The organism is Roseateles sp. GW821-FHT02E12, assembly GCF_059421665.1.
Genome location: NZ_JBWKVK010000001.1, coordinates 1113345 through 1127521, shown reverse-complemented (window position 1 = coordinate 1127521; position 14177 = coordinate 1113345). Strand labels below are relative to the sequence as shown.

At 68.5% G+C, this 14177-nt stretch carries 15 protein-coding genes; 6 read left to right on the top strand and 9 right to left on the bottom strand.

Annotated features, from left to right (window positions below):
* The 4 genes from AC07V5_RS05405 to AC07V5_RS05390 are packed head-to-tail and all read right to left on the bottom strand — an operon-like array spanning window position 1 to window position 4067.
* A complete protein-coding gene (locus AC07V5_RS05405) occupies window positions 1-591 on the bottom strand; it encodes a cytochrome c oxidase subunit 3 family protein (protein WP_495114593.1) in 591 nt (196 codons plus the stop codon).
* Window positions 588-2381, bottom strand: a complete 1794-nt coding sequence (locus AC07V5_RS05400; RefSeq protein ID WP_495114592.1) for a cytochrome c oxidase subunit I — start codon at window positions 2379-2381, stop codon at window positions 588-590. The genes AC07V5_RS05405 and AC07V5_RS05400 overlap by 4 nt, the downstream gene beginning before the upstream one ends.
* A gap of 26 nt (window positions 2382-2407) precedes the next feature.
* Window positions 2408-3529, bottom strand: a complete 1122-nt coding sequence (locus AC07V5_RS05395) for a c-type cytochrome (RefSeq protein WP_495114591.1) — start codon at window positions 3527-3529, stop codon at window positions 2408-2410.
* Window positions 3530-3563: 34 nt separating this feature from the next.
* Window positions 3564-4067 carry a hypothetical protein gene (locus tag AC07V5_RS05390; RefSeq protein WP_495114590.1) on the bottom strand — a complete coding sequence of 168 codons (504 nt, stop codon included), beginning with the start codon at window positions 4065-4067 and terminating at the stop codon, window positions 3564-3566.
* Between the two features lie 630 nt (window positions 4068-4697).
* Between AC07V5_RS05390 and AC07V5_RS05385 the strand changes: the two genes are divergently transcribed.
* Complete coding sequence (locus tag AC07V5_RS05385; RefSeq protein WP_495114589.1) at window positions 4698-6572, top strand: phosphoenolpyruvate carboxykinase (GTP); 1875 nt, start codon at window positions 4698-4700, stop codon at window positions 6570-6572.
* Between the two features lie 62 nt (window positions 6573-6634).
* On the opposite strand, the gene AC07V5_RS05380 is transcribed toward AC07V5_RS05385, so the two are convergent.
* The gene (locus AC07V5_RS05380) at window positions 6635-6853 is read right to left on the bottom strand and encodes a hypothetical protein (protein WP_495114588.1); all 219 of its coding nucleotides are present in this window, start codon (window positions 6851-6853) and stop codon (window positions 6635-6637) included.
* Between the two features lie 106 nt (window positions 6854-6959).
* Window positions 6960-8699 carry a pectate lyase-like domain-containing protein gene (locus AC07V5_RS05375; protein WP_495114587.1) on the bottom strand — a complete coding sequence of 580 codons (1740 nt, stop codon included), beginning with the start codon at window positions 8697-8699 and terminating at the stop codon, window positions 6960-6962.
* A 145-nt stretch (window positions 8700-8844) separates the two neighbouring features.
* Here AC07V5_RS05375 and AC07V5_RS05370 point away from each other — a divergent pair, with 145 nt between their 5' ends.
* Window positions 8845-9135, top strand: coding sequence for a hypothetical protein (locus AC07V5_RS05370; RefSeq protein WP_495114586.1), 291 nt, complete (start codon window positions 8845-8847; stop codon window positions 9133-9135).
* Here AC07V5_RS05370 and AC07V5_RS05365 read toward each other — a convergent pair.
* Genes AC07V5_RS05365 through AC07V5_RS05355 form a run of 3 tightly spaced genes read right to left on the bottom strand, consistent with a single transcriptional unit; the run spans window position 9132 to window position 10801 of the window.
* Window positions 9132-9668 carry a DUF924 family protein gene (locus AC07V5_RS05365; protein ID WP_495114585.1) on the bottom strand — a complete coding sequence of 179 codons (537 nt, stop codon included), beginning with the start codon at window positions 9666-9668 and terminating at the stop codon, window positions 9132-9134. The genes AC07V5_RS05370 and AC07V5_RS05365 overlap by 4 nt on opposite strands.
* Window positions 9669-9670: 2 nt before the next feature.
* The gene (locus tag AC07V5_RS05360; protein WP_495114584.1) at window positions 9671-9892 is read right to left on the bottom strand and encodes a hypothetical protein; all 222 of its coding nucleotides are present in this window, start codon (window positions 9890-9892) and stop codon (window positions 9671-9673) included.
* Between the two features lie 42 nt (window positions 9893-9934).
* On the bottom strand, window positions 9935-10801 hold the full coding sequence (locus tag AC07V5_RS05355; protein ID WP_495114583.1) for a hypothetical protein: 867 nt from the start codon (window positions 10799-10801) through the stop codon (window positions 9935-9937).
* 145 nt (window positions 10802-10946) lie between these two features.
* On the opposite strand from AC07V5_RS05355, the gene AC07V5_RS05350 reads away from it, so the two are divergent.
* The 4 genes from AC07V5_RS05350 (at window position 10947) to AC07V5_RS05335 (ending at window position 14084) form a co-directional block, all read left to right on the top strand.
* Window positions 10947-11843: an AAA family ATPase gene (locus tag AC07V5_RS05350; RefSeq protein WP_495114582.1), complete on the top strand. Its 897-nt coding sequence runs from the start codon at window positions 10947-10949 to the stop codon at window positions 11841-11843.
* Between the two features lie 4 nt (window positions 11844-11847).
* Window positions 11848-13011 (top strand): vWA domain-containing protein, encoded by a 1164-nt coding sequence (locus AC07V5_RS05345; protein WP_495114581.1) that lies wholly within the window; start codon window positions 11848-11850, stop codon window positions 13009-13011.
* A 117-nt stretch (window positions 13012-13128) separates the two neighbouring features.
* A complete protein-coding gene (locus AC07V5_RS05340; protein ID WP_495114580.1) occupies window positions 13129-13449 on the top strand; it encodes a BON domain-containing protein in 321 nt (106 codons plus the stop codon).
* Window positions 13450-13538: 89 nt separating this feature from the next.
* Window positions 13539-14084 (top strand): SRPBCC family protein, encoded by a 546-nt coding sequence (locus AC07V5_RS05335; RefSeq protein ID WP_495114579.1) that lies wholly within the window; start codon window positions 13539-13541, stop codon window positions 14082-14084.
* Window positions 14085-14177 lie beyond the last annotated feature (93 nt).

The following is a 14177-nucleotide window of genomic DNA, read 5'->3' as shown; positions in this document are numbered from 1 at the left end:
TCAGCGGGTGCCGCAGATCTGGGCGGCGATGGCGGGGTCGATGAAGCGCAGCATGGCGAACAGCGCGACCCAGACGAACAGCAGGAAGTGCCAGTAGCGCGCGCACAGCGCGATGCGCCAGGCCGCCGGCTCGGGAGAGCGCTGCACCCACGCCCAGGCCACCAGGCCGCCGGCCACGTGCAGCGCATGCAGGGCCGTCAGCACGAAGAAGAAACTGCCGGCCGGATTGCCGGCGAACGACACCTTGGCGCCGAGCAATGCCTGCCAGGCCCAGCCCTGCGTTGCCACGAAGGCCAGCGCGCAGGCACCACCGGCCAGCAGCGGCGCCCGCGCCGCCAGGCCACGCTGCGCGCGCCACGCAGCCCGCTGCAGCGCCACGCTGCCCGCCAGCAACCAGGCGGTGCTGAGCCAGAGCTGCCAGGGCATGCCGATGGCGGTGGCGTCGCTGGCGCTCAGCCGCATCACATAGGCCACACCGAACAGCGAGAACAGCGCCGTCGCGACGCCCATGAAAGCCCACAGGCCGATGCTCTGGGCCGCGCCCGGTCGCAGGCGCAGCGCCACCGGTGGGGTCAGGGCGGCGGCAGTCATGCGGGCGCTCCCTTCGAGGCTGTTGGTGTGCTCGCGGCGTGGTCCGCTTCGGGTTCGAGCCCGCCGGCCGCCAGCGGTGCGTTCTGCGGAATGAAGTCCTCGGCCGCGCCGGGCACGCTGTAGGCATAGGCCCAGCGGTGCACCACCGGCAGCCGCGGCCCCCAGTTGCCGTGCACCGGCGGCGTCTGCGGCGTGAACCATTCCAGCGACGCGGCGCGCCAGGGGTTGGGGTCGGCCACGCGGCCGCGGAAGGTGCTCCACACCAGGTTGAAGACGTACACCAGCTGCGCAGCGCCGACGACCAACGCGACGACGGTGATGAACGCGTTCAGGTCATGGGCCGACTGCGGGATGAACTGGTAGCCATCGAAGTTGTAGTAGCGCCGTGGCATGCCGATCATGCCGAGGTAGTGCATCGGGAAATAGATCAGATAGGTGCCGATGAAGGTGACCCAGAAGTGCAGGTGGCCGAGCCTGTCGTCCAGCATGCGGCCGGTGACCTTGGGGAACCAGTGATAGATGGCGCCGAACACCACCAGCAGCGGCGCCACGCCCATGACCATGTGGAAGTGGGCGACGACGAAGTAGGTGCCCGACAGCGGGATGTCGACGCTGACATTGCCGAGGAAGAGGCCGGTCAGCCCGCCCGACAGGAAGGTCAGGATGAAGGCCAGCGTGAACAGCATGGGCACCGACAGATGGATGTCGCCGCGCCACAGCGTCAGCACCCAGTTGTAGACCTTGATGGCGGTGGGCACCGCGATGATCAGCGTGCTGGTGGCGAAGAAGAAGCCAAACCACGGGTTCATGCCGCTGACGAACATGTGGTGGGCCCAGACGACGAAGCTCAGCGCGCCGATGATGACGATGGCCCACACCATCATGCGGTAGCCGAAGATGGCCTTGCGCGCATGCACGCTGATCAGGTCGGACACGATGCCGAAGGCCGGCAGGGCGACGATGTAGACCTCGGGGTGGCCGAAGAACCAGAACAGGTGCTGGAACAGCAGCGGGGTGCCGCCCTTGTAGCCGGCCAGCTGCCCCATCGACACCAGGGCCGGCATGAAGAAGCTGGTGCCCAGCGTCTTGTCCAGCAGCATCATCACGCCGCTGACGAACAGCGCCGGGAAGGCCAGCAGCGCCAGCACCGTGGCCGTGAAGATGCCCCACACCGACAGCGGCATGCGCAGCAGCGTCATGCCCTCGCAGCGCGCCTGCAGCACGGTGGTGACGTAGTTGAGTCCCCCCATCGTCGTCGCGACGATGAAGATCACCAGCGACACCAGCATCAGGATGATGCCCCAGTCATGCCCCGGCGTGCCGGGCAGGATGGCCTGGGGCGGGTACAGCGTCCAGCCCGCGCCGGTGGGGCCGCCGGGCGCGAAGAAGCTGGCCAGCAGCACGATGACCGACAGCAGATAGACCCAGAAGCTCAGCATGTTCATGTAGGGGAACACCATGTCCCGCGAGCCGACCATCAGCGGGATCAGGTAGTTGCCGAAGCCGCCGAGGAAGAGCGCCGTCAGCAGGTAGATCACCATGATCATTCCGTGCATGGTGACGAACTGGTAGTAGCGCTCGGGCGTGATGAAGGCGAAGTGGCCGGGGAAGCCGATCTGCAGCCGCATCAGGTTGGACAGCAGCACGCCGATCAGGCCCACGACGATGGCCGTGCTGGCGTACTGCACGGCAATCACCTTGTGGTCCTGGCTCCAGACGTATTTGGTGATGAAGGTGGTGGGCGCGTGGTGCCCTTCGTCATCGGAGTCGTCGGCAGCGTCGTGGGCCATGGCAGTCCTTCGCAAGCACTGGGTCTTCAACGGGGCTGGGCCTGGGTCTGGGCTTGGATGTACGCGACCAGCGCGTCGAGTTCATCGTCCTTGAGGTCGAGCTTGGGCATCAACGGCGAAAAGCCCTTGACCACGCGCGACTGCGGATCGCGGATCTCCTGCTTCAACCCCGCGGCGTCCATCAGCGCGGTCGAGCCGTCAACGAAGGCCTCCGTCCTGCCGGCCAGCCCCTTCCAGGTCGGGCCCACGCCCGCGCTGCCGTCCACCGAGTGGCAACCCACGCAGCCCTTGCCCTGCGCCAGCGCCTTGCCCAGGGCGATCAGGTCGCCGCCGGTCGCGTGGGCTGCTGGTGCAGCCGGTGCCAGCGTGGCCGCAAAGGTGGGTTGCGTCGCAAGCCAGGCCTTGAAGGCGGCCTCGTCCTCCACCACCACGGTGCCGCGCATGTTGGGGTGGCCGATGCCGCAGAGCTGGGCGCACATGGCCTCGTAGCGCCCGGCGACGGTGGGCGTGAACCAGAAGCTGCTCACCTGGCCGGGCACGATGTTCATGCGCGCGCGCATCGGCGGCACGAAGAAGTCGTGCAGCACGTCGTGCGAACGCGCCAGCACCTTGACCGGCACGTTCAGCGGCAGGTGGACCTCGTTGCCGGTGACCACGATGTTGGCGCGCGCCGCCGCGTCGTCGGGGTCCAGCCCGAGGGGATTTGCGCCGCTGACGAAACGGGCGTCGCTGGCGCCGAGCTTGCCGGCCTCGCCAATGAAGCGGAAGCGCCATTGCCACTGCTGGCCGACCACCTCGAGCACCAGCGCGTCGGCCGGCGGGTTCACATAGCTCGCGTAGACCGACAGCCCCGGCGCCAGCAACGCGGCAATGCCCACCGTCGTGACGCCGATCAGCCAGCGCTCCAGGCGTTTGTTCTCGGGCTGGTAGGCGGCACGCTGGCCTGCGCGGTGGCGAAAGCGCAGCAGGCAGTAGACGACGAACAGGTTGATGACGACGAAGAAGATGCTGGTGATGACGACCGTGATCGTCAGCGTGTCGTCCATCTGCTTCCAGTTCGAAGCCAGCGCGGTCGTCCACCACGGGCTCATGAAGTGGAACAACAGCGAGCCGCCGATGATGGCGAGCAGAACGATGACCATCCACATGAGCTGCTGCTCCTCGTTGATGGGTGGGGGGCGCTCAGGTCGTCGTTGGCGCGCGGCTCAGCTTGCGGTAGATCAGCGCAGCGCTGACCCCGAACGCCAGTTGCCCCAGGAAGGTGGCCTCGCCCCGCATTTCCTGGAACCACGGGAACAGCGACGCCAGCACGTAGAAGTTCACGATGTAGACGACGACGCCGAACACGTAGCCGATCACCTGCGTGATGACCAGGCCGGGTTCGCGGCCCACACCGGCGATGGCGGCGCCGATGACCAGGCCCGAGAAGATGCCCAGCGCGTAATGGATCAGCAACGCGGTGGCCACGACGTCGAACTCGAAGCCCGATGACTGCAAGGCCTGCTGGCCCAGCAGCAGCGCGGCGATCTTGTGCGACGTGGCCCAGGGGTTGCCGTCGCCGTACATCAGTGGCCAGAGCAGGTCCAGCACCATCAACACGGCGCCAGCGGCGAGGCCGGCCACCACCGCGGCCGTCCAATCGGGCGTACGCCGCGTCCAGTCGCGCAAAGGCAATTGGAGCTCCATGACTATCTCCTTCTCAAGCCGGGCCTCTATGGGAAGGCCGGGATGCTCGGTTCTCCTGCTTCAAGGCAGGGCTCAGGATGCGTAGCCTGTGCCGGCTTGACCTGGTGAGCGCCCGTGCGGCGCGTCAACCGTAGGCAAGACCTGGTGCTGTGCGAGCCGCAAAACCTCCCGGTTTCGCGCGCACTCTGGGCATTCGGCGGCAGCCTGTCGATGCGAGGAGTCATCGTGACCTCCCGTTACTCGCAATCAGTGAGACAAGGTGATGTTCCGGGGTTTTATACACCCGCCCCAACGGCGTCGCAACGCTCCGCGGTCTTGCCGCGAACCTGAGGCCCGAGGCAAGAACTCCGGCCCCAGGGCCTTGGGCAACTCATACCGACATCGGTAATTGAGCCCAAAAGTTGCGGCCAATTTCACGCTGACTTCGCGCAAACCCTAGGACGCCTTCGCAACTGCCGTGAGCCTCCCAGCCGCGCCAGCATGGCGTTATTCCGGTTTTGCATGACCCCACCGATCTCGGTGGTTACGGCGTGATTACATTGGATTCGACAATCCACCTCCCCAGGTTCGGTGTGCTTCGGCCAGCTTGCCAGCTGCCCCAAACACATTCCCATGATTGGAGCTTTCGCCATGAACCAACCCGCCATGCAGGGGCTGCGGCTGAACCTGCCCGCCTATGTCAAGAACGCCCGGCTGATCGCCTGGGTGGCCGAGATCGCGGCCCTCACCGAAGCCGCCGACGTCTACTGGTGCGACGGCAGCGCCGACGAGTACCAGCGCCTGTGCGATCAGCTCGTCGCGGCCGGTACCTTCAAGAAACTCAACCCCGCGCTGCGCCCCGGCAGCTACCTGGCCAATTCCGACCCGAGCGACGTCGCCCGCGTGGAAGACCGCACCTTCATCTGCTCGGCCAACAAGGAAGACGCCGGCCCGACCAACAACTGGATGGCCCCAGCCGAGATGCGCGACCTGCTGCAGACCGGTGACAAGGCGCTGTTCAAGGGCTGCATGCGCGGCCGCACGCTGTACGTGGTGCCCTTCAGCATGGGCCCGCTGGGCAGCCCCATCGCCCACATCGGCGTGGAACTGAGCGACAGCCCCTACGTGGCCGTCAACATGCGCACGATGACGCGCATGGGCCGTGCCGTCATCGAGCTGCTGGGCACGGATGGCGACTTTGTGCCCTGCGTGCACACGGTGGGCGCACCGCTTGAGGCCGACCAGACTGACGTGAGCTGGCCCTGCAACAAGACCAAGTACATCGTCCATTTCCCCGAAACGCGCGAGATCTGGAGCTATGGCTCGGGTTACGGCGGCAACGCGCTGCTGGGCAAGAAGTGCTTCGCGCTGCGCATCGCCTCGACCATGGGCCGCGACCAGGGTTGGCTGGCCGAGCACATGCTGGTGTTGGGCGTTGAAAGCCCTGCCGGCAAGAAGATGCACGTCGCCGCCGCCTTCCCCAGCGCCTGCGGCAAGACCAACTTCGCGATGCTGATCCCGCCCGCCGCGTTCGACGGCTGGAAGATCACGACCATCGGCGACGACATCGCCTGGATCAAGCCGGGCGCCGACGGCAAGCTGTATGCCATCAACCCCGAGGCCGGCTATTTCGGCGTCGCTCCGGGCACGAACTCGCACACCAACCCGAACTGCATGGACAGCCTGCAGCGCGACGTGATCTTCACGAACGTGGCGCTGACCGACGACGGTGATGTCTGGTGGGAAGGCATGAGCGACACGCCGCCTGCCCACGCCATCGACTGGCAGGGCAAGGACTGGACGCCGGCCATCGCCAAGGAAACGGGCGCCAAGGCCGCCCACCCCAACGCTCGCTTCACGGTGAGCGCGACCAACAACCCCGCGCTGGACGCCAACTGGGACAACCCGGCCGGTGTCGCCATCGACGCCTTCATCTTCGGCGGCCGCCGCTCGACGACCGTGCCGCTGGTGACCGAGGCGCGCGACTGGACCGAGGGCGTCTACATGGCCGCAACCATGGGCAGTGAAACCACTGCCGCAGCCGCCGGCCAGCAGGGCATCGTGCGCCGTGACCCGTTCGCGATGCTGCCGTTCATGGGCTACAACATGGCCGACTACTTCCAGCACTGGCTGGATCTGGGCGCCAAGCTCGAGGCCTCGGGTGCCAAGCTGCCCGCCATCTACTGCGTCAACTGGTTCCGCAAGGGCGCCGACGGCAAGTTCGTCTGGCCCGGCTACGGCGAGAACATGCGCGTGCTGAAGTGGATGCTGGACCGCTTGGAAGGCCAGGGCGGCGGCAGCGAGCACGTCTTCGGCGTGTCGCCCGGCTATGCCGACCTGAACTGGGACGGCCTCGACTTCTCGCAGGAGAAGTTCGAAACCGTCACCCGCATCGACGCCGCCGAATGGCAGGCCGAGATGAAGCTGCATGACGAGCTGTTTGCCCAGCTCGCCTTCCATCTGCCCGCCGCGCTGCCCGCCGTCAAGGCGCGCATCGAAGAGCGCCTCGCGAAAGAGGCCGGCTGAACGTGTTCCTTTGACCCTTCGGTAGCACCTTGAACGGGCGCCTTCGGGCGCCCGACTTTTTTCTAGCGGCGGCTACCGAACACCAGCAGCAGGCCGCCGATGGCGATGGCGCCCACGCCCAGCCAGACCGGCACGTTGACCTGCTCCTTCTCCTTGGCCGAGACCTCGAGCGAGCCGAGCTTCACGACGGTGGTGTCCTTGGTGTAGCTGAAACCGCCCATCGCGAGGCTGGCCGCGCCAACGACGAGCAGCAGGATGGCAATGATCTTGGTCGCGCCCATGGCGGTCTCCTTGGCTTTGAGGTGCGCTCAGGCTAAGGCCGGCAGCTTGTGACAAACGGTGTCCAACGGCGCAACCCGCTGTCAGACAAGGCCGACACCCCAACGCTCAGGGATAGTCCTTCAACGTGACCGTGTTGCTGCCGCCCTTGCAGCGCGCCGGCTCGCCGGCGTCGTTGATGACGCGCTCGATGCTGCCCTTGTCCACCAGGCACACGGTGATCATGTGGTGGAAGCGCACGCCCGGTGCCTTGGGTGCCTCGATGGCGCGGTCCAGCACCACGTCGGGCTTCAGGAACACGCTGTAGACGCCCAGGCCCCAGGCCTCGTGGCGCGTCACCGTGTCGGCCACCTTGTAGGCCGCGTAGCCGCGGCCCGTGGCGCTCGTCCACTCCGGCTGCGTGGGCGGGTCGTACGGGATCTCGGACTGGTAGAAGTAGACCCGCCCGCCGTTGCCCTGCCAGACGACCTGCTCCTTCTGGAAATGCTCGGCGAAGAGGCCGTAGATGGTCACGTCCTCGCCGTTGACCCACAGGCCGTGGGCCGACGGGTTGCTCGCCCAGCCGACGCCGGCGCCATGGTCGGCGCGCCAGAGCCAGGTGTGGTCCACCAGCGTGTCGTGCGCGTTGATGCGCAGCGCCGTCGTGACCTGTCCGGGCGCCGCGCCGCCGATGCGGAAGAACACGTCGTGCAGCACGATGGGGTCGGCCTTGTGCCGCGCCTTGGCGCCTGCGGGGGCCACCTCCATCAGCACGCCGGAATCCTCCTTGCCCGCATCCAGGAACAGGCCGGCAATCGTCAGCCCGTCCACGTCCGCCGTCTTCACCAGGGGCTGGCCGTTGTCGGAGCGCAGCGTCGGGAAGCCGATGCCCAGCACGACGGTGCCGGGGCGCTTGACCTGCAGCGTCTCGGTCAGCAGGTACTCGCCCGGTGTGAGCAGCAGGTGCTTGCCGGCGGCCAGTTGGGCGTTCATCGCGGCCGCTGTGTCGCCCGGCCTGGCAATGAAGAAGCGTGCGATGGGCAGCGTCTTGCCAGGCGCCGTGACAGGCTTCCCAGCGCCGTTCGCCCAAGACACCCCCACGCTGTCGCGCCGCAGCGCCGGCACGCGCACGGCGTACCGGCCCTTGGCGTCGACGAAGAGATACGGCTTCTCGCGCACCCAGGGCGTCTTCTCGACCTTGGTGTAGCGCTGGCCCGGCGTCGGGAACTCGCCCGCCGGCGGGTTGGGCACGCCGACGAAGACCATGTTCCAGTTCGAGCCCGTCCAGCTACCCCACTCGCTGTTGCGCGACAGCCATTGCTGCTGCGTGGCCGAGTTGACCTGGCCGTCCACCCGCACGTCCGAGAACCAGCCGCCGCTGGCCCAGCCATTGTTCTGGTTCAGCCGGATGTTGCCGCGCACATGCATGCGCCGGAACGGGATGGCCTGGGACACCGCCCACTGCATGGTGTTGTTGCCGATGCCCAGCGACGGCGTCACGGAGAAGTTCTCGGCGCCGCGCCAGAAGTTCTGCGTCGCGTTGTCGTTGTCCAGCAGCGCGGTGGAGCGCAGGTCGCCGATGACGTGGACATCGTCGGGGTGCGCGCCCAGGCCCAGCACCTGGGTGAAGAAGCCCACCGGGATGCGCAGGTCGGGGTAGGTGCCGGGCCGCAGCAGGATGGCATCGCGGCGCGCGCCGAAGTGGTTGGCCTGCTGGGTGGCGTAGACCTCGTCGATGCGTTGCTGCAGGCCCGGGGTTGCCGGGTCGAAGATGTGGACGTTGGGACCGAAGTCCGGCTGGTCAGCCGCCACGGCCACAGCCGTCAGGCCCACGGCCAGCACGGCCGCCATCGCTCGTTTGCACTGCATGTCTCATCCCCGCCAGACCTCTGGCTGTCGTTTGTTGGAATCGGTTCCACTTTCCCGATTGGATCACGCGCCACGAAGCACGGCCTTCAGGGTTACTCCTGCGCAGGGGCGGCGCACAATGGCTCGACTTGCGCAAGGAGCCCCGATGAGTCAAGGCTTTGGTCATGAAATGCCGGCACGGCATGTGCAGCAGGAGCACCGCAAGGTCTCCCGTTACCTGATCGTCATCGAGTCGGGTGCCGGCCCGGTTGCCAAGCTCTTTCTCGACAGCCGCGAGCCGGCGGGTGAATTCGACGTCGGCACCGAGGAGGTTGCCGTCATGACGCGCAGCGCCACGGCATCGTCGAGCGCCAGCGGTGCGGAGTGGGACAAGGCCCTCGCCGGCCACAGCGCCGAGGAACGCGCGGCCGCCACGGTCTATCTGCTCGACGTCTAGAAGCTCGACCCCGGCTGCATCAGGAAGACCTCTTCCTCCGGCGTCGACACGCGGCCGAGGATGGCGTTGCGGTGCGGGTAGCGCCCGAAGCGGTCGACTATTGTTTTGTGCTTGAGCTCGAACTCGTGCGTGTGCTGCGGCGCCCGCTCCTTCATCAGCGGCTCCCCCGCCGCGTGGATGGCGGCAGACTCGCTGTGCATGAAAGGCATGTAGAGGAAGGCTCGCTGCTCGATGGGCAGCTGGAGATCGTCACCGGCCGCGACGGCTTCCTGGGCCAACGCCAACGCCAGCGGATCGGCCGCGAAAGCCCCCGGCGCGCCGCGAAAGATGTTGCGGGCGAACTGGTCCAGCACGATGACCTCGGCCAGCCGGCCCTCGGGTGTCGTGCGCCAGGCGAAGAGCTCGCAGCGCTTGGCCTGTTCATGCAGCGCGCCGAAGCGGCTGCGGACCAGTTCGTCGAAAGCCGGGTCGACCTTCCACCACTGGGCGGGCTGGATCTCCTCGAACCAGAAGCGCAGGATGGCCTCGGGCACGGTCAACCCTTGCGCCCGCCGAACACCAGCAGCAGGCCGCCCACGGCAATCGCGCCCACGCCCAGCCACACCGGCAGGTTGACCTCCTCCTTCTGCTTGGCCGACAGCTCCAGCGGCCCGAGCTTCACGACGGTGCTGTCCTTGGTATAGCTGAAGCCGCCCGTGGCCAGACTGACGGCGCCGGCGATGAGGAACAGCACGCCGACGATCTTGGTGAAGTTCATAGCTCGCTTCCTGAATGCGGAAAAGCGCCGAGCTTAGGCGCTTCACCACGCGTAGCTCGCCCCCAGCAACCCGTAGTTCACGCTCTCGCCCTGGGGCCCGCGGCTGCGGCCGATGCCGGGCGTCAGCGTCCAGCCCGCGCCGGCCGCGATGGCTGCCTTCATCTGCACGCTGCGCAGATCGCCGCCGCCATGCAGGCGGTCCTGCTGCAGCTCGCCGTTCAGGGCGATGTTCTCGCTGACGCGATAGGTCACGCCGAGCTGGTGGCTGCGGTCCAGCGCCGCTTCGTCGCGGTTGACGGCGCTGACGCGGCTGCCCAGCAGCGGCACACCCGCCAGCAGGCCGCCGCCGTTCGTCGCCTGCGTCGTGGTGGTGCTGTAGCGGTTGTGCATCGTGGCGCCGTAGACGGTCAGGCGCTGCGTCACGGCCACGGCCCCATGCACACCCGCACCATGCCCCTTGACCCGCTGCTCAACCGGCGTTCCAGCACTCGTGCCGCGCGCGCGGGCCGTGCGCTTGACGGCTTCCACACCGATGTTCACGCCCTCGGCCGGCCGCCAATCCGCCGCCGCGGCCAAGTCTGTCTGGCGCAGCGCGTCGCCATCACGGCGCTGGCTGGCGTTCACGCTGGCCTGCCAGGCCTTGCCGGCCACGCCGCCGCCCACCGACACCTGCCTGGGCTTGTACGTGATGCCGCTGGCCGCATCACGGCTGCGCGACTGGCCGACGCCGGCCTGCACCCAGGCGCTCTGCCCCACCGGCAGGCTGACGGCAGCGGCGGCGCTCTGGTTGCGCTGGCCATCGCGCTGCACGGCGAGGTTGAGTGCGCGTTTGTCGGCGTTGGGCGCGGGCTCCTCGGCCTGGGCGAGGGTGGTCAGCAGCAGGGCGGTCAACAGCAGGGGCGATTTCATGGGCGGCTCGAGTTCTGTCGGAGGGCTGGCCGATCCAGCCCCTTCAACCCGACAACGCCGCCCGAGCCGGTTTCCTTCCCGCGCAGATGTAACCAGCCGCAGCGCGCCGCATACTTGCGCCAACCACTCATACGTGAGGCCCGCCGTGCTCGACCCCGCCCCGGCCAGCATCGACGCCATTGCCAACGGCCTGCAGGCCCAGGCCTATCTGCCTTCGCGCGAGCTCGCCACGGCCGCTTTCCTGGCACTGCGCCTGTCGCGCCCCCTGCTGCTGGAGGGCGCGCCCGGCACCGGCAAGACGGCCATTGCCGCCGCGCTGGCCGCGGCGCTGCAACGGCCGCTGATCCGCCTGCAGTGCTACGAAGGCCTGGACCTGGCCGCCGCCGCCTACGAGTGGAACTACGCGCGCCAGATGCTGGAGATCCGCCTGGCGCAGGCCGGTGAACACCAGCGCACGGCGGACGAACTCTTCGCGCGCCGCTTCCTCATCGAGCGCCCGCTGCTGCAGGCCCTCACCACCACGCCGGCGCCCGTGCTGCTCATCGATGAACTCGACCGCGCCGACGCACCCTTCGAGGCCTTTCTGCTGGAGTTCCTGGCCGACTTCCAGATCACCATCCCCGAGCTCGGCACGATCGCGGCCGCCACGCCGCCGCTGGTCATCCTCACCAGCAACCGCAGCCGCGAGGTCCACGACGCCGTCAAGCGCCGCTGCCTCTACCACTGGCTGGACTTCCCGGACGCCGCGCGCGAGCTGGCCATCGTGCGCGCCCGCCTGCCGCAGATCGACGCGCGCCTGGCCGCCCAGGTCGTCGCCTTCGTGCAGGGGCTGCGCCAGCTCGACCTCTACAAGCTGCCCGGCCTGGCCGAAACGCTGGACTGGTCGCGCGCGCTCGTCGAGCTGAACGCCGTCAGCCTCGACCCCGCCGCCGTGCAGTCCACGTTGGGCGTGCTGCTCAAGTACCAAGACGACATCGCCCGCGTGCAGGGCAGCGAGGCGGCGCGGCTGCTGACGGAGATGCGCGAGGTCGCCCGGGCCTGAAGCCATGGACAGGCTGGCCGAGAACGTCCTCCACTTCGGCCGCGTGCTTCGCACGGCCGGCTTGCCGGTGGGTACGGACCGCCTGCTGCTCGCCACCCAGGCGCTGGAGGCCGGCGGCCTGGCCTCGCGTGCCGACTTCAAGGCCACGCTGGCCGCCTGCCTTGTCGACCGCCCCGAGCACCGGCCGCTGTTCGACCAGGCCTTCCACGTCTTCTGGCGCGACCCCGATCTGCTCGGCCGCATCATGGCCTTGCTGCTGCCCCAGGCCCAGGGCCGCACGGCCGCGCCGCCACCGCCCGAGAACCGGCGCCTGGCGGACGCCCTCTTCCCCGCACCGGCGCAGGAACTCCAGCCGCGCACCGAGCAGATCGACATCGAGGCGCGGCTGGACGCCGGCAACCGCGAGCTGCTGCAGCGGCGCGACTTCGACACGATGACGGCCACCGAATGGGCTGCCGCGCGCCGCGCCCTGGCGGCGCTGCAACCGCGCCTGGCACAGCAGCTCACGCGCCGCCACGCGGCCGCTCCCCAGGGCCGCATTGCGTGGCGCGCCACGCTGCGTGCACAAGGCCGCAGCGACTTCGCGCTGCCCACGCGCGAACGCGCCCGCCGCCGCCCCACGCCGCTGGTGCTGCTGGCCGACATCTCGGGCTCCATGGGCCGCTACTCGCGCGTGCTGCTGCATCTGGCCCAGGGCCTGCTCAACCCTGGCGCAGGCCTGCGTGACGCGCCCGTCGTCGAGGCCTTCGTCTTCGGCACCCGCCTCACACGCATCACCCGCCAGCTGAAGAGCCGCGACCCCGACGCGGCCCTGGCCGCCGTGTCCGCCGCCGTGCCCGACTGGGCCGGAGGCACGCGCATCAGCCAGAGCCTGCACGCCTTCAACCGCGATTGGGCGCGCCGCGTGCTGGGCGGCGGTGCAGCTACGGTGCTGCTCGTCACCGACGGCCTGGAGCGTGATGCGCAGGACGGCTCACATCTGGCCTTCGAGGCCGAGCGGCTGCGCCTGAACTGCCGCGAGCTGATCTGGTTGAACCCGTTGCTGCGCTTCGACGGCTTCGAGCCCCGCGCCGCCGGCGTGAAGGCGCTGCTGCCCGAAGTGACTCGCCATCTGCCCGTGCACGACCTGAACAGCATCGGCCGGCTGCTGGACGCGTTAGGCCGGTAAGCCACCGTCCTACACACGGGCGGCGCACCGTCCGCCGCGTGCCACCCCGAGCCTTGCTTAGATTTCGGTTTCGGCGATGCGCATCCGGCGCTACCGCCTCCGCTGAAAGGAACTGCTATGAAGATCTCGAAACTCGCTTCCCTGGTTGTCATCGGCGCTCTGGCGGCTCCTCTGGCCAGCTATGCCGCGGACAAGCCCGCCGGCCCCGCCAAGGTCTGGGTCAAGGACTCGCTCGTCACCGCCAAGGTCAAGACCCAGCTGGCCACCAGCAAGGTCTCGTCGCTGGCCATGGTCCACGTCGAGACCGATGCCGACGGCTGGGTGCAGCTGACCGGCAAGGTCGCCAGCCAGGTCGAAAAAGACCGCGCCGAAGCCATCGCCAAGGCGGTCGAAGGCGTGAAGTCGGTCGACAACCAGTTGGTCATCACCGCCAAGTAATCGCGCGCCAGCCCTTCGAACCGCACGGCCCGCCAGGCCCGCCCTGGCGGGCCGTGTCTTTTTCCGCCGCCGGCCGTCAGAATGACACGATGAACCTGACCGGCCAGCAGACCCTGCCCGTCTCCCAGGCCCAGGCCTGGGCCGCGCTGAACGACACCACGGTGCTGCAGGCCGCCGTGCCGGGCTGCGAGGCCATCACGCCGGCGGGCGAGCACGCCTTCGACGTGCTGATGGCCGTGTCCATCGGCCCCGTCAAGGCCAAGTTCAAGGGCAGGCTGCAGCTGTCCGACCTGGTGCCACCGCAGCGCTACCGCCTCAGCTTCGAGGGCACGGGCGGCGCGGCCGGGCATGGCAAGGGCCAGGCGATGGTCGCGCTGGAAGCGCTGTCCGCCCAGCAGACGCGGCTGAGCTACGAGGTGACGGCCAGCGTCGGCGGCAAGCTGGCCCAGATCGGCTCCCGCCTCGTCGACCTGGCGGCACAGAAGCTGGCCGAGGACTTCTTCGCGCGCTTCCAGGCGGCGCTCGTGGAGCGGCATCCGCCGGCCCAGGCTGCACCTGCAGCGGAGCCTGCACCCACGCTGTCACCGAGCCGCCTGCGCCGCCTGCGCGACTGGCTGCGCCGGCTCTTCCGCTGAACTTGCCGTTCACCGCGCCGGCTGTCGATTCGTCGCCAGGCCGCTGACCCGGCGCGCCGCGTTGGCCAGACTGCGTCCATCGATTCCCAAGGA